This is a genomic window from Pseudomonas sp. NPDC089408, from assembly GCF_044749445.1.
In the GTDB taxonomy this organism is placed as follows: domain Bacteria; phylum Pseudomonadota; class Gammaproteobacteria; order Pseudomonadales; family Pseudomonadaceae; genus Aquipseudomonas.
On the sequence record NZ_JBIVHY010000009.1, the window covers coordinates 207,969 to 225,757 of the forward strand.

A 17,789-nucleotide genomic window follows, 5' to 3' on the forward strand; every position below is an offset into this window, starting at 1 on the left:
TTACTGCACGACCACGTTGACGGTACGGGTGGTACCCGGGCTGGTGGTGATGGTCGCCGTCGGCGCGGCGGTCGGGATCACTGTGGTGCTGTTGCTGACTGCCAGGCGCCAGCGGCCCGTCACCGGTACAGTCGCGGTGCCCAGTGTCTGCACCCCGGTGGTGGTAGTTACCCTGACGGTGACGACGTTGCCGGTCGTGACCGAAGAGGTACCGCTGATGTCCCAGTTGTAACGGTTGTTGGAGCGCGCCGTTACCGTGGCTGCGGTGACCGCGAAGGTTTCGGCGGCAGGCCGTGGCGATACGTTGACGGTGACCGTGCCTGGGGTGGACAGCGCCCCCAGCGAGTCACGTGCCTGGTAGGTGAAGGTGGTGGTGAAGGCCGCGGTTACCGTGGCCGGTGGGGTGTAGGTCACGGTGGCGCCGTCGGTGCTGACGGTGCCGCGCCCGGCAGCCGGCTGGGTGACGGCGGCGACGCTCAGCGGTACGTTGCCTTCCGGATCGGTGTCGTTGGCCAGCACGTTGATGGTCAATGGCACGCCCAGGGTGGCGACGGTTTCCGGGTTCGCGGTTGGTGACTGGTTAGGCGCGACGTTGATTGTGACCGTGGCCGGTTCCGACTTCAGGCCCTTGGCATCCATCGCCCGATAGCTGAAGGTGGCCACCAGCGGTTGCGTGGCCCCGGCTGGCGGGGTGTAGGTAACCGAGGTGGTGCCATTGAGCACTACGCCGCCAAGGCCGGTGCCGGGTTGGGTCAGGTCGCTGATGGTCAGCGGCACGTTGCCGTCCGGGTCGCTGTCGTTCTGTAGCAGGTTGAGGGTGATAGGCACACCGACGCTGGTACTGCCGATATCGGCCTGGGCCAGCGGTGGCTGGTTGGCCGCTTCGACCGGGGCGTTGCCGACGACGATCACCGGTTCGACATCGCTGCCGCCATGGGCGGACTTGATGGTGACGCTGGCCGGTGGCTGCAGCACGTCATTGACCGTCAGCGATTGCACCGTGCCAGACTTCGACATGCGGCCATAGCCTTGGGCGAGCAGGTCGGGGATTGCCACTTCGTCGCTGGAGCTGGCCTCGATAAGCAGGCGCTTGTTGGCCCAGTCGTAACGTGCAGTGCTGACCTTGACCACGTCGGTCAGCTTGCTCGACAGTGCGGTCGGCTGGGTGCCGCCGGTAGCGTTGCTGGCAGTTACTACCACTACCGCTGGCGGCGCGTCCTGGGAAAATTGGTGATGGAAGAACAGCCCGTTATTGTCGGCGGTCAGGGTGAACTGGCACGGCGACGGCGGGGTGCCAACCAAAGCCAAGCCATTGCGCAGGCACAGGCTGGCGTCTTTGGGCGCCTTGGCGAACACTTCCGTGCGGGTGCCACTGCCATTGCGCGAGTAGGTTGCCCGTTCGAGGGTGGCCGGGGTTTGCGCACGTTGGTCAAGCACTTTGCCCGAAACGCTGAAGACACTGGTCTCGATGGCACCGGGCGGGCCTTCGATGCGCACGAAGTTGGTATTGAACGGGCTACCGGTAACCGCTTCGGTAATATTCGGGTCGCCGATAAAGGTTTCGGTGGCGCCCGTGTCCGGATTGACCTCTTTGTAGGGCCCGGCAACGCCTTTAAGCCAAGGCCCGATGGCGCCAGTCAAGGCGCCACTGAAGTTGCCGGGGGCGCCTATGCCGATATCACGGGTAATGTTGATCGCCCGGCGGCCCGCAGTGGTGACGTTGACCGTTTCCACCCCATAGGGGTGAGTGATGGTGTAGGTACCTGTGCGCGGTACCGAAGCGCGGATACGGATACGCGCGAAGCTCTGCTGGTCGCCGTCTACCGGGTTTTCTGCAGCGAAGGCTGCCTCCACACCGGCCACATAGACTTCCAGCTCGTAGCCACTGTTGCCTACCTGCGGAATCGTGGTTTCGGCGAGGAACCAGAACATCTCTGGTGGCCAGTTGTCAGGAAACACCAGCGGCAGTGCATCGTCATAGATGCCGGGCTCGGGCAACAAGGTGCACATATAAGCCGGCGCCCCTGGCGCGCCTGGGGCACGGGTACTGGTCGCCCTGGACTGGCACAGCTCCAGGGACTGATCGAGGCTGTCCTTGTACCACATTGGATAACCGCCAGTGGCGAAGGTATAAGGCCCTGGGTCGACATCAGACAGCGCGGCAAACGCGGCGCTGGTTACGGTAAGGGAGAAACCGGTGGCCAACAGCGCACGGCGCGACCAAGTGTTCATGCTGCCTCCTTGAAGGCTGAGCCTTTGTCTGTTCATGGCACCAGCACCACGTCTTCGGTGTCGCTACCACCGTTGGCACTGGTGACCTGCACCTTGGCCGGCGGGATGGGCGAGAGGGTCATGCTCAACGTTTTCACGGCGCCGTTGCCGCCCAGGTTGCCGATCAACGCACCATTGCCGGTGTGCGCGGTGAGCACTGGCGGTGAGGTTTCGTCGCTGGTGCTGGCCACCAAGGTCAGCTCGCCGGTGGACAGGCGGTACTGGGCCTGGGTGATGGTGACCAGGTCGGTCAGTGGCAGGTTGCTGGTAGTCAGGCTGCTGGTGGGGATCGCCACGCTGTTGTCGGCGGTCAGGGTAACGAGGGTGCCGGCCGCCGGGTTGAGCGCCGACTGGGCGTACCAGGCTCCAGTGCCATTGGCCTCGGTGAGGTTCAGGTTGGGCGTCTGGCTGGTCAGGGTGACGCTGGCCGGTGGTGGCGGGGCCATCACGAAGATGTCTTGCTGCGCCCGCAGGTCGCCGTTTTCGCTGTGCCGCGAATAGGTACTGCGCTGTGGCATCAGGGGGGTTGGCAGGGCGACGGTCGAAAGCTTGCCCGAGATCGCGAACAGCTCGGTGCGCAGGTCGATGCCGCCAGGGCCTTCGATACGCACGAAGTTGGTGTTGAACGGGCTGCCGGTTACCCGCTCTTCGAGGTTCGGGTCGCCGATGAAACGCTCGTTGCCTTCGGTGTACGGCCCGTTGACACTGCGCAGGAACGGCCCGACATCACCCTTGAGCGCGCCGCTGAAGTCGCCGGCGCCGGCAATGCCGATGTCGCGGGTCATGTTGATTGCCCGGCGCCCGGCGGCAGGTACGTCGAATACTTCGACGCCGTAGGGGTGGGTGACCACGTAGGTACCGGCGGTTGGCACATCGACCCGGATGCGTACGCGGGCGAAGCTGACCTGGTCGCCTTCGACCGGTTCTTCTGCGGCGAATGCCGCTTCGATTGCCGTGCCGTAGCTTAGATCGATGCCACGGGCGGCGTCGACGATAGCGGCGTCGGCCGTGAACCAGAAGGCTTCGTCAGGGAAGTTGGTGGGGAACACGATGGGTTGTGTGTCGTCGAACACGCCGGGCGTTGGCAGCAGCGTGCACATGTACGATGGCGCGCCGGGGGCGCCGGCGACCCGTGAGCTGACCGCCTTAGTCAGGCACAGGTCGAGGGTACGGCCGTGACTGTCCTGGTACCAGGCGGGGAAACCGCCGTTAGCGGGGACGTAAGCGCCTGGATCGACAGCATTCAAGGCAGCCTGCGCCGGTAGCTGGAGCATGCCGGCGAAAATTGCCACTGCCAGCGGGTGGGGTATCGGTCGGTGCATGAGTCAATTCCTCCTGCAAACGGGCCCATGGACTTGGGGCGTCTGGGAGGGAATCGGCAAGAGCTGTGCCAACAGCCGAAAATGCTGCTGCGGGCCTTGTGGGACGAGGGGTTCAGTTTCTCAGCGGGGCGTTTACCCGGTCGTTGCCGGTGGGCAGCCTTCCCCCAAGGTTGGGGGAATGGGGTGGGTCGTTCCGGCCCAACCTGTGGGAGCGGGTTTACCCGCGAAGCAGGCGACGCGGTGCATGGCACCGGCGTTGCCGGTGTTCGCGGGACAAGCCCGCTCCCACAACATTGAAAATGTTGGGGCCGCTACGCGGCCCGATCGCGACACAAGGCCGCTCCTACAAGGGCAGGTGCAGGCACTTGGCTGCTCTCCGGCACCTGCAATGCCACACGCCCATAGAAGAACAGCGCAGTAATCCAGGTAGTCAACCAGACAAAGATGCCAGCCCAGAAGGTATGGGACATGTAGTGCCAACCCTGCAGTACCCGGGTGGTGCCATACACCAGACCGATCAACAGGATCGCCACCAGCAACGTGCGCGCATGCGCCCAGCGGTGGCGCAGGGCCACGAAATACAGCGCCAGCAAGGTAAACCCGCTGGAGGCATGGCCGCCCGGCCAGCAGCGGCCATCGCCAGCCTTGCTCCACAAGGAGAAGTTCTCGAACCATTCCACCCGGGCTTGGGTACCACCGTACAGCGTGGTTTCCACCGGGCAATACACGCTGGTATGGCTTTTCAAGTAGTGAATCACGGTAGTGCTCAGGGCAAACGCCACCACCACGAACAGCAGGTCGCGGCGGTGGCGGGTGGTAAAGCGCAGTACGGGGGCGATGCGGGCCTGTTCCAAAAGCCGGGTCAGGCCCAGTTGCGGGCGCTTGGCCAGACGCGGCCAGATGAACGACAGCAAGCTGCCGATGACGGCCAGTTCGCCGGTCCAGTCGGGCAGTATCCGTGGCCATTTGTGGGTGACTTTCTCGAACCACGGGTTGTGCAACAGCGGGAACTGGCCCGTAGCCGGGTCAAGCAGCAGGTTACTGATCCAGCGATCAAGTTCTGTGAGGTCGAAGGCCATGAACACGATGGCGGCCAGCAGCAGCGGCAGCAGCAGGTTGTTGCGGTAGAAGGCGGCGCGGGAGGGCATGTTCAAAGTTCCTTGGCAGCTACGAGTTTGCGCCATTCACTGGCAGGCATCTGGCCCAAAAGCCTGGTTTTGCCATCGTTGCCCTGGGTGATGAACAGGGCGCTGGCGTAACTGTTCGGTGTTGCGCTGGCGGGCACATGCAGTGCCTGTTCCAGTTGTTCCATGCAGCCGCTGTGGGTCACCAGCACCAGATTCTGGCCGTTACGTTTGTGGGCAAAGGCGTTGTCGGCAAAGTGCGCGTCACACTGATTAAGCCAGCCCTGTGTGGCAATGGCCTTACCGAACATGGCGTGTGCAGTCTGCCGGGTACGTACCTCCGGGCTGGCCCATACAACCGCTTTACCCAGGCCAAGTTGTTGCAGGCCGTCGCCTACGTCGGAGGCTACCCGGCTGCCGGCAACCGTGATACCGCTGGGGTCACCCAGGCAGGCGCCGCGCGAGCGGTCGCAGCGTTCGGCGTGGCGCAGTACGACAGTTACCAGGCCTTTCGCCCAGTCGGCACGCAAACCGCTGCTTTGCAGGTGCTTCGGGTTACCAAGGTTGGGTACGGCAGCGCGGGTATGCGCCCAGGCCGCTGTCACCACAAGCGTCAACAGCAGGCACAGCGCTGCGATCAATGCGCTGCGCGTGGGCAAGCGCAAGGAAGGGGCAAGCCTGTGGTTCCGGGAATTGTCGATGACGCCTTGCAGCATGTGCCACTCCTGTCTGCTCGTTCGATTGGCGAGCGTCGGCACTGTAGGCGGCGGAATGTAAGCAGAGAGTGACCCGGATGTGAAAAAAGCCTTGAATGGATGGCCGCCTGGAGCTGGCTCGCCAGCAACTGAATGGCAAACAAGTCAACTATGAAACCGGTTTCAAAACATTTCTGAACGCGTTAGATTATTCGGCTGTCTTCTTGATGGCCCATCAAGATCACCCCTACATGGAAAACCAGATGGCGCTTATCAAGGCCACCCCAAAGCCGATGAGGATTCACCATGGCTGAGCATGCCCCAGACAACCCGCGCAGGGACTTCCTGCGCAAGACCCTGACCTTGATCCCGGTCGTGACCGTAGCCAGCACCGGGCTTGGGGCAGGGGCCAGCCAGCTGCTGGCAGCCCCACAGCAGGCGCCGAATGTGCCGGCCACGCCACCGGCGGGCAACTACCAGCCAACGTTCTTCAGTGCCGAAGAGTGGGCCTTCGTGCAGGCGGCCGTGTCCCGCATCATTCCGGCAGACGCGCTTGGCCCCGGTGCACTTGAAGCCGGCGCCGCCGAATTCATCGACCGGCAGATGAACACTCCCTACGCGACCGGCGCGCAGTGGTACATGCAAGGCCCGTTCAACGCCGACGCCGCGCCGGAGCTGGGCTACCAGTTGCAGCTCAGCCCGCAACAGATCTACCGCTTGGGCATCGCAGCCGTGGACGGCTGGTGCAAAGCCAACGGCGGGCAAGTTTTTGCAGCGCAAGATAGCGCTACCCGGGACCGTATCCTCAGCAAAGTCGAAGCGGGAGAGCTGGTGTTCGACACGGTGCCGGCCAAGGTGTTTTTCAGCCTGCTGGTGCAGAACACCCGTGAAGGATTCTTCTGCGACCCGATCCATGGTGGCAACAAAGGCATGGTCGGCTGGACCCAGATCGGCTTCCCCGGCGCCCGCGCCGATTTCATGGACTGGGTCGAGCGCAATGAGCCTTACCCGTTTCCGGCGGTATCGATTCGCGGCGAGAGGGCCTAAGGCATGGCGACTGTGTTGAACAAAGTGGATGCCGTGATCGTCGGTTTCGGCTGGGCCGGCGCGATCATGGCCAAGGAGCTGAGCGAAGCCGGCCTGCAGGTGGTAGCGCTGGAGCGCGGGCCGATGCAGGACACCTACCCGGAAGGCAGTTACCCGCAGGTAATCGACGAGCTGACGTACAGCGTGCGCAAGAAGCTGTTCGTCGATGTGTCGAAAGAAACCGTCACCATCCGCCATAGCGTGAACGATGTGGCACTGCCCAATCGCCAGCTGGGTGCCTTCCTGCCGGGCAAGGGCGTGGGTGGTGCGGGCCTGCACTGGTCGGGTGTGCACTTCCGGGTCGACCCGGTCGAGTTGCGCCTGCGCAGCCATTACGAAGAGCGCTACGGGCGCAAGTTCATCCCCGAAGGCATGACCATCCAGGACTTCGGCGTCAGCTACGAAGAGCTGGAACCGTATTTTGACTTTGCCGAAAAAGTCTTCGGCACCTCTGGCCAGGCGTGGACAGTCAAGGGTCAGGTGGTCGGTGAAGGGAAGGGCGGCAACCCCTATGCGCCAGACCGTTCCAACCCGTTCCCGCTGCCCGCGCAAAAGAACGTGGTCTCGGCCAGGCTATTCGAAAAGGCCGCCAGCAGCCTGGGCTACAAGCCTTACAACCTGCCGTCGGCCAATACCTCGGGGCCTTACACCAACCCTTATGGGGCGCAGATGGGGCCGTGCAACTTCTGTGGGTTCTGCAGCGGCTACGTGTGCTACATGTACTCCAAGGCCTCGCCAAATGTGAACATCCTGCCGGCGCTGCGCCAGGTGCCGAATTTCGAGCTGCGGCCCAACGCCCACGTACTGCGAGTGAACCTGGACGACAGCAAGCGCAAGGCCACCGGGGTGACCTACATCGATGCCCTGGGGCGCGAAGTTGAACAGCCGGCGGATCTGGTGATCCTTTCTGCGTTCCAGTTCAACAACGTGCGCCTGATGCTGCTCTCCGGCATTGGCAAGCCGTATGACCCGGTGAGCAACGAGGGGGTGGTCGGGCGCAATTTCGCCTACCAGAACATGGGCACGGTCAAGGCGTTCTTCGACAAGAACACCTACACCAACAACTTCATCGGTGCCGGTGGTAACGGCATTGCCATTGATGATTTCAACGCCGACAACTTCGACCACGGCCCGCACGGCTTCGTCGGTGGCTCGCCGATGTGGGTGAACCAAGCCGGCACCCGGCCGATTGCCGGCACCGGGAACCCGCCGGGCACCCCGGCCTGGGGCAGTGCCTGGAAGAAAGCCACGGCCGACTATTACACCCATCAGGTATCGATGGACGCCCACGGCGCGCACCAGTCCTACCGGGGCAATTATCTCGACCTCGACCCGACCTACCGCGACGCCTACGGCCAGCCGCTGCTGCGCATGACCTTCGACTGGCAGGAAAACGACATCAGGATGAACCAGTTCATGGTCGACAAGCTCAGCAAGATTGCCCAGGCAATGAACCCGAAGAGCATTGCCGTACTGGGCAAGCAGGTGAAGGACCACTTCAACACTGCCACCTACCAGACCACGCACCTGAACGGCGGCGCGATCATGGGCACCGATCCGAAAACCAGTGCGCTGAATCGCTACCTGCAAAGCTGGGACGTGCACAACGTGTTCGTTCCGGGGGCTTCGGCGTTCCCCCAAGGCCTGGGGTACAACCCAACCGGGCTGGTGGCGGCGCTGACCTACTGGTCGGCCCGTGCCATTCGCGAGCAGTACCTGAAAAACCCCGGCCCGCTGGTCCAGGCTTGAGGAGCGATGAACATGAAGACAATGTTGATCGCAACCCTGTTGCTCGGTGCCGGTACGGCTGCGCAGGCGGCCAGCCAGGACGATGCGCAGGTGCGCCAGGGCGAATACCTGGCCCGTGCCGGTGACTGTGTGGCCTGCCATACCGCCAAGGGCGGCAAGGCCTTTGCCGGTGGCCTGCCGATGGAAACGCCAATCGGCACCGTGTACTCCACCAACATCACCCCGGCGGCCAGCGGCATCGGCCACTACAGCTTCGAAGACTTCGACCGGGCCGTGCGCAAAGGCATTGGCAAGGACGGCAGCACCCTGTACCCGGCCATGCCTTACCCGTCGTACGCCCGGGTCAACGAGCAGGACATGCAAGCGCTGTACGCCTATTTCATGAAAGGCGTGGAGCCGGTCGAGCAGCCGAACAAGGCCACTGACATACCTTGGCCGCTGAGCATGCGCTGGCCGTTGTCGATCTGGCGTGGCCTGTTCGCCCCGCAGGCCAGGCCCTGGCAGGCTTCAGCGGCAGCGGACCCGGTGGTGAACCGTGGTGCATACCTGGTGGAGGGCCTGGGGCATTGTGGCGCCTGCCATACGCCGCGGGCGCTGACCATGCAGGAGAAGGCACTCAGCCCTGCTGATGGCGACCAGTTCCTGGCTGGCAGCGCACCGCTGGAAGGCTGGATTGCCAAGAACCTGCGGGGTGACCACAAGGACGGCCTGGGCAGCTGGAGCGAAGCGCAGCTGGTGCAGTTTCTAAAGACCGGGCGCAGCGATCGCAGTGCGGTGTTCGGCGGCATGAGCGATGTCGTCGAGCACAGCCTGCAGCACCTGACCGATGCCGACCTGACCGCGATCGCCCGTTACCTGAAGACCCTGCCGCCGAGCAACCCGGATGACCAGCCGCATGTGTACGACAAGCAGGTCGCGGATGCGCTGTGGAAGGGCGACGACAGCAAGCCTGGCGCGGCGGTGTACATCGACAACTGTGCAGCCTGCCACCGTACCGATGGCCAGGGCTACACCCGCGTGTTCCCGGCGCTGGCCGGTAACCCGGTGGTGCAGACAGCGGATGCTACGTCGTTGATCAACGTGGTACTCGCGGGCGGCACGGTCCCCGCCACGCATACGGCGCCGTCGAACTTCACCATGCCAGCGTTTGGTTGGCGCCTGAGTGACCAGGAGGTGGCTGAGGTGGTGAACTTCATCAGGACCAGTTGGGGTAATCAGGGTGAAGCTGTTTCGGCCAGTGATGTGAAATCGCTGCGCTAACCGCACGCTCCCAGGCTGGACTCGATCCATTGTAGGAGCGGGTTTACCCGCGAATGCGGCGGCACATGCGCCATCGCATTCGCGGGTAAACCCGCTCCTACATTAATCTTCATAAATATCAAAGATATATGCCTGATACTTCATATCATTACTCATGATGCCGAACTACTCGCGATCAACGGCAGCTTGACGAATTCTCAGAATCTTGCTGTATTGAAACCGGTTTCATCGCTATCACAACAATCATAAGGACAGCCCATGACCGACGCGCCTGCCCATGCCCGCGAACGGGTCACCATCAGCGAAGTTGCGCGTGTCGCTGGCGTATCCAAAGCCACTGTCTCCCGCTACATCGGTGGCGACCGGCAGTTGCTGGCCGAAGCCACGGCCAAGCGCCTGGAAGAGGTGATCGAACGCCTCGGCTACCGCCCCAACCAGATGGCCCGCGGCCTTAAGCGCGGCCAGACTCGACTGATCGGCATGCTGGTGGCCGATATCCTCAACCCCTATTCAGTGGCCGTGATGCATGGTGTGGAAACCGCCTGCCGCCAGCACGGTTACAGCCTTGTGGTGTGCAACACCAACCGTGACGACGAGCAGGAACGGCACCATCTGGTGGCCCTGCAGAGCTACAACGTCGAAGGCCTGATCGTGAACACGCTCGGCCATCACCCGGGTGAACTGCTCAACCTGCAGCGTGACATCCCCATGGTGTTGGTCGACCGCCAGCTGCCCGAGCTGAATGTCGACCTGGTGGGCCTGGATAACGCCGACGCGGTCGAGCAGGCCCTTGACCATCTGCAGGCCCAAGGCTACCGCGACATTCTCGCGGTCAGTGAACCGCTCGATGGCACCAGCTCGCGCCTGGAGCGGGTACAGGCCTTTGACGCCTCGATCAACCGGCGCGCGGGTATGCGTCAGCAGGTGCTGCAAACCGGCGCCGGGCTGGCGGGGCAGCTGGCGGCATTCCTGAGCAGCCGTGGCCACGGCCCGCAGGCCATTTTCACCTTCAACGGCGTCGCCACCCTGGCGGTTACCCAGGCCCTGCACGAGGCCCGGTGTAACCTGTTTGCCGACGTCGGCCTGATTGCCCTCGACGACCTCGACTGGTACCCCCTGGTCGGCAATGGCATCACTGCCCTGGCGCAGCCCACCGAGCGAATCGGTGTGGCGGCTTTCGAAAGCCTGCTCGGTCGCCTGCGCGGCGACAGCGGGGCAGCCCGGCGCATCGATTTCAAGGCCGACCTGGTCATCCGCGGCTCAACCCAACCCCAATAAGCGATGGCAGGCCTGTGCTTGCTGCTGCTGATCTAAAATGAAACCGGTTTCATAAGGATAAAAACAATGCACCCGAACCCCGTTTCCATCAGCCTCTCCAGCTACGGCGCCGACTTTGTCCGGCAGCGTGGGCAGGAGCAGTTCCTTGACCTGCTGGCCGCCGCCGGCGTAAGCCGCGTGGAATTGCGCGAAGAATTGTTCGCCAGTGCGCCAGACGCTGCTGCGCTGGGTGCGGTTATCGCCGCGCTGCGCCTGGAGTGCTTGTACTCGACGCCACTTGAACTGTGGACTGCGCAAGGTGTGCTTGACCCATTGCTGGGGCAAAAGCTGGAAATCGCCCGGGCGCTTGGCGCGGTTGCGCTGAAGGTGTCCCTCGGGCACTTCGATGAACGCTGTGAAGTGTCGGCTTTAACGGCGCTGCTACCGGCGCATGGGCCGCTGCTGTTGGTGGAAAACGACCAGACTGCTCAAGGCGGCAGAGTCGAGCCGCTGCTGCGGTTTTTCCAAGGGGCCGACCTGTTGGGGCTGCGCCTGGGCATGACCTTCGATATCGGTAACTGGCAATGGCAAGGCGAGTCGGCGGCGCAAGCCGCGCGGCAACTTGGCCGCTGGGTGCGCTACGTGCATTGCAAGGCGGTTCAGCGCCGGGCCGATGGTCGCCTGGTTGCCGTGCCGCCACAAGCAGCGGACCTGCAGGCGTGGGCAGCGCTGATGGGCGAGTTCGCCCCCGGTGTGGTGCGCGCCGTCGAGTACCCCTTGGTCGGGGATGACCTGCTGGCGCTGACCCGTGCCCAGGTGTATAGCCTTTCCGCGCTGGGCGCGGGCGAGGAGGTGGCCCTTGCATCAGCATGACGTGCTGTGTTTTGGCGAAACCATGGCCATGTTCGTGGCCGAGCACACGGGCGACCTGGCCAGCGTCGGCCAGTTCGGCAAGCGCATCGCGGGCGCGGACAGCAACGTCGCCATCGGCCTGGCACGGCTGGGCTTCACGGTGCGCTGGCTGAGCCGGGTAGGTGACGATTCGCTGGGCCGCTTTGTGCTCGACAGCCTGCGCCGCGAAGGCCTGGACTGTTCAGCTGTCGAAGTGGACGGCAATGCCCCCACCGGCTTTCAGCTCAAGGCCCGCTGCGACGATGGCAGTGATCCCGCCGTGGAGTACTTCCGCCGTGGTTCGGCAGCCAGCCGGCTGTCGCCAACGCAGGTGCAGCCTGGCCTGCTGCAGGCCCGTCACCTGCACGCCACGGGTATCCCGCCCGCATTGTCGGAGGGTTGCCGGGGGTTGTCCCACGCATTGCTGGACGCCATGCGTTCTGCCGGGCGCAGCATCTCGTTCGACCCCAACCTGCGCCCCTCGCTATGGCCTGACCAAAGCAGCATGGTGCGCGAGATCAACGCCTTGGCGGTCAAGGCCGATTGGGTTTTACCAGGCCTGGAAGAGGGCCGCTTGCTGACCGGCCAGCACAACCCGGCGGATATTGCCGGTTTCTACCTCGACCAAGGGGTGGAATTGGTAGTGATCAAGCTGGGCGATGCCGGCGCGTACTTCCGCAGCGCCAAAGGCGAGGGCCAAGTCGCCCCTGTGCCGGTCAGCCGTGTGGTGGACACCGTCGGCGCCGGCGATGCCTTTGCCGTCGGCGTGCTCAGCGCGCTGCTGGAGGGGCGCCCGTTGGCCGAGGCGGTGGCGCGTGGCAACTGGTGCGGCAGCCGCGCCGTGCAGTCGCGTGGCGACATGGAAGGGTTGCCGTTGCGCCACGAGCTGGAGGCCTTTGAGCTGCGCAGAAGCGCGTAACCCCTTACCCCGAATCACCTGCTGCAACAAAAACAACAAGCTCAGGAGAAACAAACCATGCAAAGCCAACGCCTGGCACCGCGCCGCTGGTGGTACATCATCCCGATCGTGTTCTTCACCTACAGTCTGGCCTACCTGGACCGCGCCAATTACGGCTTTGCCGCCGCATCCGGCATGGCCGAAGACCTGCACATCACCCCTGTACTGTCGTCCCTGTTGGGGGCATTGTTTTTCCTCGGTTACTTCTTCTTCCAGGTGCCTGGGGCCATCTACGCCGAAAAGCGCAGCGTGAAAAAGCTGATCTTCTTCAGCCTGATCCTCTGGGGCGGCCTTGCCACGCTCACGGGCATGGTCAGCAACGTCTACATGCTGATTGGCATCCGCTTCCTGCTCGGGGTGGTCGAGGCTGCCGTGATGCCGGCCATGCTGGTGTACCTGTGCCACTGGTTTACCCGTGCCGAGCGCTCACGTGCCAATACCTTCCTGATGCTCGGCAACCCGGTGACCATCCTGTGGATGTCGGTGGTGTCGGGTTACCTGATCAAGCATTACGACTGGCGCTGGATGTTCATCATCGAAGGCCTGCCGGCCGTGATCTGGGCGTTCTTCTGGTGGCGCCTGGTGGATGACCGCCCGGCCCAGGTCAACTGGCTGAGCGCGCAGGAAAAGGCCGACCTGCAGCAGGCGCTCGCCGCCGAGCAGCAGGGTATCAAGCCGGTGAAGAACTACCGCGAGGCGTTCCGCTCGCCACAGGTGATCATCCTGGCACTGCAGTACTTCTGCTGGAGCATTGGCGTGTATGGCTTCGTGCTGTGGCTGCCGTCGATTCTGAAGCAGGCCGCGAATGTCGATATCGTCCAGGCCGGCTGGCTGGCGTCGGTGCCGTACCTGGCGGCGGTACTGGCCATGGTGGGCGTGTCGTGGGCGTCCGACCGCCTGCAAAAGCGCAAGCGCTTTGTCTGGCCGCCGCTGCTGATTGCCGCCGTGGCGTTCTATGGCTCATATGCCCTGGGTACCGAGCACTTCTGGCTGTCGTATGCGTTGCTGGTGGTTGCCGGTGCCTGCATGTATGCGCCCTACGGCCCGTTCTTCGCCATCGTGCCCGAGATCCTGCCGGCCAACGTGGCTGGTGGCGCCATGGCGCTGATCAACAGCATGGGTGCGCTGGGGTCGTTCGGCGGCTCGTGGCTGGTGGGCTACCTCAATGGCGCCACCGGCGGCCCTGGTGCTTCTTACCTGTTCATGTGCGGTGCGTTGCTGACCGCTGTGGCGCTGACCGCCGCCCTGAATACTTCCCAAACCTCTGGCCGCGCCAAGCGCAATGGCTCGCGCCTGGCCATGAACCCTTAGGAAACCTGCAATGAAGAAGCGAATCGTTTTATACAAGCGCCTGTCCGACGACTTGATGGCCCGCCTGCACGATCAGGTTGAAGTGACGTGGGTGGATACCGCCCAGCCCGATGGCCTGGCCCGTTTGCGCGATGCCTTGCCGGGGGCGCACGGCCTGCTGGGGGCCAGCTTGCGGCTGGATGCCAGCCTGCTCGACCTGGCGCCACAGCTGGAAGTGGTGTCCAGCGTTTCGGTAGGCGTAGACAACTATGACATTGCCGAACTCAGCCGCCGCGGCGTGATGCTGACCAACACCCCGGACGTGTTGACCGAAACCACTGCCGATACTGGCTTTGCCCTGGTCCTGGCCACGGCCCGACGGGTGGTGGAACTGTCGAACTGGGTGCGTGAGGGCCATTGGCAGGCTAACCTGGGGCCGGCGCAGTTTGGTAGCGACGTGCATGGCAAGACGCTGGGCATTGTCGGCATGGGCCGCATCGGCGAGGCGCTGGCCCGCCGCGCCGCGGCAGGCTTCGGTATGCGCGTGCTGTACCACAGCCAGCGGCCGAAGCCTGAAGTGGAGGCGCGCCATGCTGCACGGCAATGCGGCCTGGATGAGCTGTTGCAGCAGGCGGATTTCGTCTGCCTGACCGTACCACTGAGTGCCAGCACAGAAGGGCTGATTGGCGCGCGGGAGTTGGCCTTGATGAAGCCTGAGGCGATTCTGGTGAATATCTCGCGGGGGCGGGTGGTGGACGAGGCTGCGTTGATCGACGCGTTGCAGGCCAAACGTATACGCGGTGCGGGGCTGGATGTGTTCGTGCAGGAGCCGTTGCCGGTGGACTCGCCACTGTTGCAGCTCGACAACGTGGTGGCGACCCCGCATATCGGTTCGGCAACCGAAGAAACCCGCCAGGCCATGGCGCGTTGCGCGGTGGACAACCTGCTCAGTGCGCTGGCGGGTGAGCGGCCGGTTAATCTGGTTAACGGCTGATGTTCGCAGGTATACCCGCTGCCACAGGATTACACGGTTTATGTAGGAGCGGCCTTGTGTCGCGAAAGGGCCGCAGAGCGGCCCCTGATGTTTGCACCGGCGCACATATCGCGGGGCCGCCTTGCGGCCCGTTCGCGACACAAGGCCGCTCCTACAAGGCACCGTAGTAGCTTGCTTAACGGCAGTTACCGGCCTTGCGATAGCCCGCAGCCTGCGCCTCACCCTCGGTGGCGAAGTTGATCTGGTTCTTTGCCGCTACCTGGTTGTACCCCGGGCAGCCGACCGACAAGTGATAGACATGGCTGTTGCGGTTGCCCAGCACCGCCCCCACCGACCCGGCACTGGCCAGGCTCGGCGTGGCCTCGGCCTTGGCTGGTTTCACGGGCACCGCCTGTGCCATGCCAGCGCCAGCCGGCTTGTAACCCGTTGTCCATTTGCGCTCACCGCTTACGAACGGGTTGGCATGCCCCATGATCGCGGCAATGCGCCGGTCACGCTCTTTCTCCCAGGCCGTTACCGGGTGCTGCTTGTCCCAGGCCATCAGAAGCTGCTGCTGTTGGCGCGACATGCTCAACTGGTAACGGTCGAACATGTAGAACGTGGTACGCGCCACCAGGCCTTTCACTTCATCACGCGGCTCGGCTGCGCGCTGGACGAAATCGACCTTGGTGCTGCACTGGCCATATTCGCCGGCATTGCCGGCGACCATGCCGTAGTTGAAGTTGCTGCGGTCGCCGTTGACCTCACCCACGGCCGGGTACAGGTTGAACAGGTCGGCCTCCATGGCGCGGAACACCGGGTCGCTGTCCACGCAGTGCTCGCGGCCGCCGTTCTTCCAGCACTGGCGCTGGTTGCCAAAGGTGTAGGCGGGGACGATATGTTCCCACTCGGTGCGCTCGGCACGGTTTTGCTGCTTGCGCGTCTGGTAACCGCACGAGGCGGCATCGATGCGCCCGCCGGACTTGCCCACCCAGGTCCATTTGCACCCGCAGTACAGGTCGCCCATGGCGCTGCTGGCCTGGTCCAGGTACACCTTCTGCTTGGCCACCACCTTGGCTTCAGTGAAGGTGGCTGGCGGGTTGGCCAGTGCGGGGAAGGTAAAGGAAAATAATAAGGTTACGGCGTAAAGCAGTGATTTCATGAGGAAAACATATTTCAGGTTGGGGCGCGCATTGTAATGCTTTCGCCAACGCTGACCAGCTCGCTCAGCCACACCAGTGGTCGGTTGGGGTCGTTGCTGCCCATGCGGCTGAAGGTGCCCGAGTCGAGCATTTTCCGCACTTGGGTGGCCATGCGCAGCAGGTGCTCGATGAAGCCGCTGCCGACGTCGCCGGTGTCTTCCAGGCAAACCTCGCTCTGCGGGTGGCGGATGGCCAAGTGGTAGTGGCTGACCCCGTCGCCGTTACCGCTGCCGTTCAGTGTCACGTTGAAATGGGGGCCTAGCAGGCTGGCCAGGCGCTGCTGGACCAACTCCAGCAACGCGGCCGGCACTTCATCGTGGCGCAGGGTGGTAGGGAAGCACGGTGTGAACGGGGGCATGAATGTGTCCTGCTGGGCGGGGTTCGAGGGTTGGCCAGCTTAGGCAAGGTGACTGTCAACTTGGGTTAAGCGGGGGTAAAGGCGGGTAATACCTGGCAACGCGCCCCTCTGTAGGAGCGGCCTTGCGTCGCGATGGGCTGCGCAGCAGCCCCAGGGACTTAGCGCCAATTCAACAATTTTGGGGCTGCTGCGCAGCCCATCGCGACGCAAGGCCGCTCCTACAGGGGATCGCGAGAGCTGCAGGGACCGATATCAGAACGTCTGCCCCAGCGAGAACTGGAAGATCTGGGTTTCGGCGTTATCCGGTTTTTTCAGCGGCGCCGCCAGGCTGAAGCTCAGTGGCCCCATCGGGCTGTACCAGGTCACACCCACCCCCAGCGACACCGCCATCTGCGCCAGGTCGACGCTACCGCAGCCCTGGGTGGTCGACAGGTAGCAGGTATCGGCATACACGTTGCCGGCATCGACGAACACCGAGCTGCGCAGCTGGCTCTGGTCTTTCACGAAGGGCAGCGGGAACAGGTACTCGGCACCACCGGTAACCAGGATATTGCCCCCCAGCACGTCGGTGTCGCGGTCGGAGTAATAAGCCTGGCCCGCGCTGGAATAGGTGCCGGTAGCTGGTGTGCTGCGCGGGCCGAGGGTGCCGTCCTTGAAACCCCGTACCGAGCCCTGGCCGCCGGCCGTGTAGCTTTCATAGAACGGCAAACCGTCGGTGGACCCGTAGCCGTTGCCGTAGCCCAGGCTGGTGTGCAGGCGCAGCGTGGTGTTGTTGGTGACTGGCAGGAACGTCTGGCCGTTGTAGTCGAGCTTATAGAACGACAGGTCGCTGCCTGGGGTGGTGGCCATCAGCGTCAGGCTCTGCGAATGGCCACGGGTGGCCAGCACGCCTTTGTTAAGGGTGGACTCTGACCAGCCGATCGACGCCTTCAGGTTATTGAAGCTCTTGCCCTCGCGGGTAATGAAGTCGTAGATCTCGTCGGCGCTGTAGGTGCCGGGCGAAATGTCGTCGTGCTGCAGTGTCAGGCCGTAGGTCAGGCGTGAGGTTTCGTTGATCGGGTAGCCAAAGCTGACCCCGCCGCCATAGCTGTTGATCGCGTAATAGGAAACGCCATCGTCGTAATAGTCGCTGTAGTCGGTGCTGTTGTAGAACAGGTTGTAGCCCAGGCTCACGCCGTCGGCAGTGAAGTAGGGGTCGACAAAACCGAAGTTGTACTTGGTCTGGTATTCCGAACGGGTCAGGCCGACCGACACCTTATTACCGGTACCGAGGAAGTTGCTCTGGCTGATCGAACCACCCAGGATCAGGCCGGCACTCTGGGCGAAACCGACGCTGGCGGTGATCGAGCCGGA

Annotated in this window: 16 protein-coding genes; 9 read left to right on the forward strand and 7 right to left on the reverse strand. The window is 63.5% G+C overall.

The features are described from left to right. The 4 genes from ACIP02_RS16885 to ACIP02_RS16900 form a co-directional block, all read right to left on the reverse strand. The gene (locus tag ACIP02_RS16885) at nt 1–2,232 is read right to left on the reverse strand and encodes an Ig-like domain-containing protein (protein WP_400618096.1); all 2,232 of its coding nucleotides are present in this window, start codon (nt 2,230–2,232) and stop codon (nt 1–3) included. 32 nt (nt 2,233–2,264) lie between these two features. Beyond that, nucleotides 2,265–3,593, reverse strand: a complete 1,329-nt coding sequence (locus ACIP02_RS16890) for a hypothetical protein (RefSeq protein WP_400618098.1) — start codon at nt 3,591–3,593, stop codon at nt 2,265–2,267. A gap of 311 nt (nt 3,594–3,904) precedes the next feature. Continuing rightward, nucleotides 3,905–4,741, reverse strand: coding sequence for a phosphatase PAP2 family protein (locus ACIP02_RS16895; protein WP_400618100.1), 837 nt, complete (start codon nt 4,739–4,741; stop codon nt 3,905–3,907). Nucleotides 4,742–4,743: 2 nt separating this feature from the next. After that, entirely contained in the window at nt 4,744–5,433 is a 690-nt protein-coding gene (locus ACIP02_RS16900) for a histidine phosphatase family protein (RefSeq protein WP_400618102.1), read from the reverse strand. Nucleotides 5,434–5,528: 95 nt separating this feature from the next. Between ACIP02_RS16900 and ACIP02_RS16905 the strand changes: the two genes are divergently transcribed. The 9 genes from ACIP02_RS16905 to ACIP02_RS16945 all read left to right on the forward strand — a co-directional run bounded on the left by ACIP02_RS16905 (nt 5,529) and on the right by ACIP02_RS16945 (nt 14,897). After that, complete coding sequence (locus ACIP02_RS16905) at nt 5,529–5,726, forward strand: hypothetical protein (RefSeq protein ID WP_400618104.1); 198 nt, start codon at nt 5,529–5,531, stop codon at nt 5,724–5,726. Beyond that, entirely contained in the window at nt 5,719–6,459 is a 741-nt protein-coding gene (locus ACIP02_RS16910) for a gluconate 2-dehydrogenase subunit 3 family protein (protein WP_400618106.1), read from the forward strand. Before ACIP02_RS16905 ends, ACIP02_RS16910 begins: the two co-directional genes overlap by 8 nt. A gap of 3 nt (nt 6,460–6,462) precedes the next feature. Beyond that, nucleotides 6,463–8,247 (forward strand): GMC family oxidoreductase, encoded by a 1,785-nt coding sequence (locus ACIP02_RS16915; protein ID WP_400618108.1) that lies wholly within the window; start codon nt 6,463–6,465, stop codon nt 8,245–8,247. A gap of 12 nt (nt 8,248–8,259) precedes the next feature. Beyond that, nucleotides 8,260–9,507: a c-type cytochrome gene (locus tag ACIP02_RS16920; RefSeq protein WP_400618110.1), complete on the forward strand. Its 1,248-nt coding sequence runs from the start codon at nt 8,260–8,262 to the stop codon at nt 9,505–9,507. Between the two features lie 258 nt (nt 9,508–9,765). After that, nucleotides 9,766–10,785: a transcriptional regulator PtxS gene (gene ptxS / locus ACIP02_RS16925; protein WP_400618111.1), complete on the forward strand. Its 1,020-nt coding sequence runs from the start codon at nt 9,766–9,768 to the stop codon at nt 10,783–10,785. A 66-nt stretch (nt 10,786–10,851) separates the two neighbouring features. Then, entirely contained in the window at nt 10,852–11,637 is a 786-nt protein-coding gene (locus tag ACIP02_RS16930) for a sugar phosphate isomerase/epimerase family protein (RefSeq protein WP_400618113.1), read from the forward strand. After that, nucleotides 11,624–12,574: a sugar kinase gene (locus tag ACIP02_RS16935; protein WP_400618115.1), complete on the forward strand. Its 951-nt coding sequence runs from the start codon at nt 11,624–11,626 to the stop codon at nt 12,572–12,574. Before ACIP02_RS16930 ends, ACIP02_RS16935 begins: the two co-directional genes overlap by 14 nt. 57 nt (nt 12,575–12,631) lie before the next feature. Further along, on the forward strand, nt 12,632–13,924 hold the full coding sequence (locus ACIP02_RS16940) for an MFS transporter (protein ID WP_400618117.1): 1,293 nt from the start codon (nt 12,632–12,634) through the stop codon (nt 13,922–13,924). Between the two features lie 10 nt (nt 13,925–13,934). Beyond that, nucleotides 13,935–14,897, forward strand: a complete 963-nt coding sequence (locus ACIP02_RS16945) for a 2-hydroxyacid dehydrogenase (RefSeq protein WP_400618119.1) — start codon at nt 13,935–13,937, stop codon at nt 14,895–14,897. 175 nt (nt 14,898–15,072) lie between these two features. Here the strand turns inward: ACIP02_RS16945 and ACIP02_RS16950 are convergent, their stop codons facing one another. From ACIP02_RS16950 to bamA, 3 genes are all read right to left on the reverse strand, one after another. Continuing rightward, nucleotides 15,073–16,038 carry an endonuclease gene (locus tag ACIP02_RS16950; protein ID WP_400618121.1) on the reverse strand — a complete coding sequence of 322 codons (966 nt, stop codon included), beginning with the start codon at nt 16,036–16,038 and terminating at the stop codon, nt 15,073–15,075. 14 nt (nt 16,039–16,052) lie between these two features. Further along, a complete protein-coding gene (locus tag ACIP02_RS16955) occupies nt 16,053–16,436 on the reverse strand; it encodes a hypothetical protein (protein ID WP_400618122.1) in 384 nt (127 codons plus the stop codon). A 252-nt stretch (nt 16,437–16,688) separates the two neighbouring features. Continuing rightward, nucleotides 16,689–17,789: outer membrane protein assembly factor BamA (gene bamA / locus ACIP02_RS16960; RefSeq protein ID WP_400618124.1), on the reverse strand; the 1,101-nt coding region annotated here is incomplete at its 5' end.

Bases quoted from the DNA above. Each gene is read 5' to 3' on its own strand.
- ACIP02_RS16885 (WP_400618096.1), bottom strand. From the start codon at position 2,232: ATGAACACTTGGTCGCGCCGTGCGCTGTTGGCCACCGGTTTCTCCCTT.
- ACIP02_RS16890 (WP_400618098.1), bottom strand. From the start codon at position 3,593: ATGCACCGACCGATACCCCACCCGCTGGCAGTGGCAATTTTCGCCGGC.
- ACIP02_RS16895 (WP_400618100.1), bottom strand. From the start codon at position 4,741: ATGCCCTCCCGCGCCGCCTTCTACCGCAACAACCTGCTGCTGCCGCTG.
- ACIP02_RS16900 (WP_400618102.1), bottom strand. From the start codon at position 5,433: ATGCTGCAAGGCGTCATCGACAATTCCCGGAACCACAGGCTTGCCCCT.
- ACIP02_RS16905 (WP_400618104.1), top strand. From the start codon at position 5,529: ATGGATGGCCGCCTGGAGCTGGCTCGCCAGCAACTGAATGGCAAACAA.
- ACIP02_RS16910 (WP_400618106.1), top strand. From the start codon at position 5,719: ATGGCTGAGCATGCCCCAGACAACCCGCGCAGGGACTTCCTGCGCAAG.
- ACIP02_RS16915 (WP_400618108.1), top strand. From the start codon at position 6,463: ATGGCGACTGTGTTGAACAAAGTGGATGCCGTGATCGTCGGTTTCGGC.
- ACIP02_RS16920 (WP_400618110.1), top strand. From the start codon at position 8,260: ATGAAGACAATGTTGATCGCAACCCTGTTGCTCGGTGCCGGTACGGCT.
- ptxS (WP_400618111.1), top strand. From the start codon at position 9,766: ATGACCGACGCGCCTGCCCATGCCCGCGAACGGGTCACCATCAGCGAA.
- ACIP02_RS16930 (WP_400618113.1), top strand. From the start codon at position 10,852: ATGCACCCGAACCCCGTTTCCATCAGCCTCTCCAGCTACGGCGCCGAC.
- ACIP02_RS16940 (WP_400618117.1), top strand. From the start codon at position 12,632: ATGCAAAGCCAACGCCTGGCACCGCGCCGCTGGTGGTACATCATCCCG.
- ACIP02_RS16945 (WP_400618119.1), top strand. From the start codon at position 13,935: ATGAAGAAGCGAATCGTTTTATACAAGCGCCTGTCCGACGACTTGATG.
- ACIP02_RS16950 (WP_400618121.1), bottom strand. From the start codon at position 16,038: ATGAAATCACTGCTTTACGCCGTAACCTTATTATTTTCCTTTACCTTC.
- ACIP02_RS16955 (WP_400618122.1), bottom strand. From the start codon at position 16,436: ATGCCCCCGTTCACACCGTGCTTCCCTACCACCCTGCGCCACGATGAA.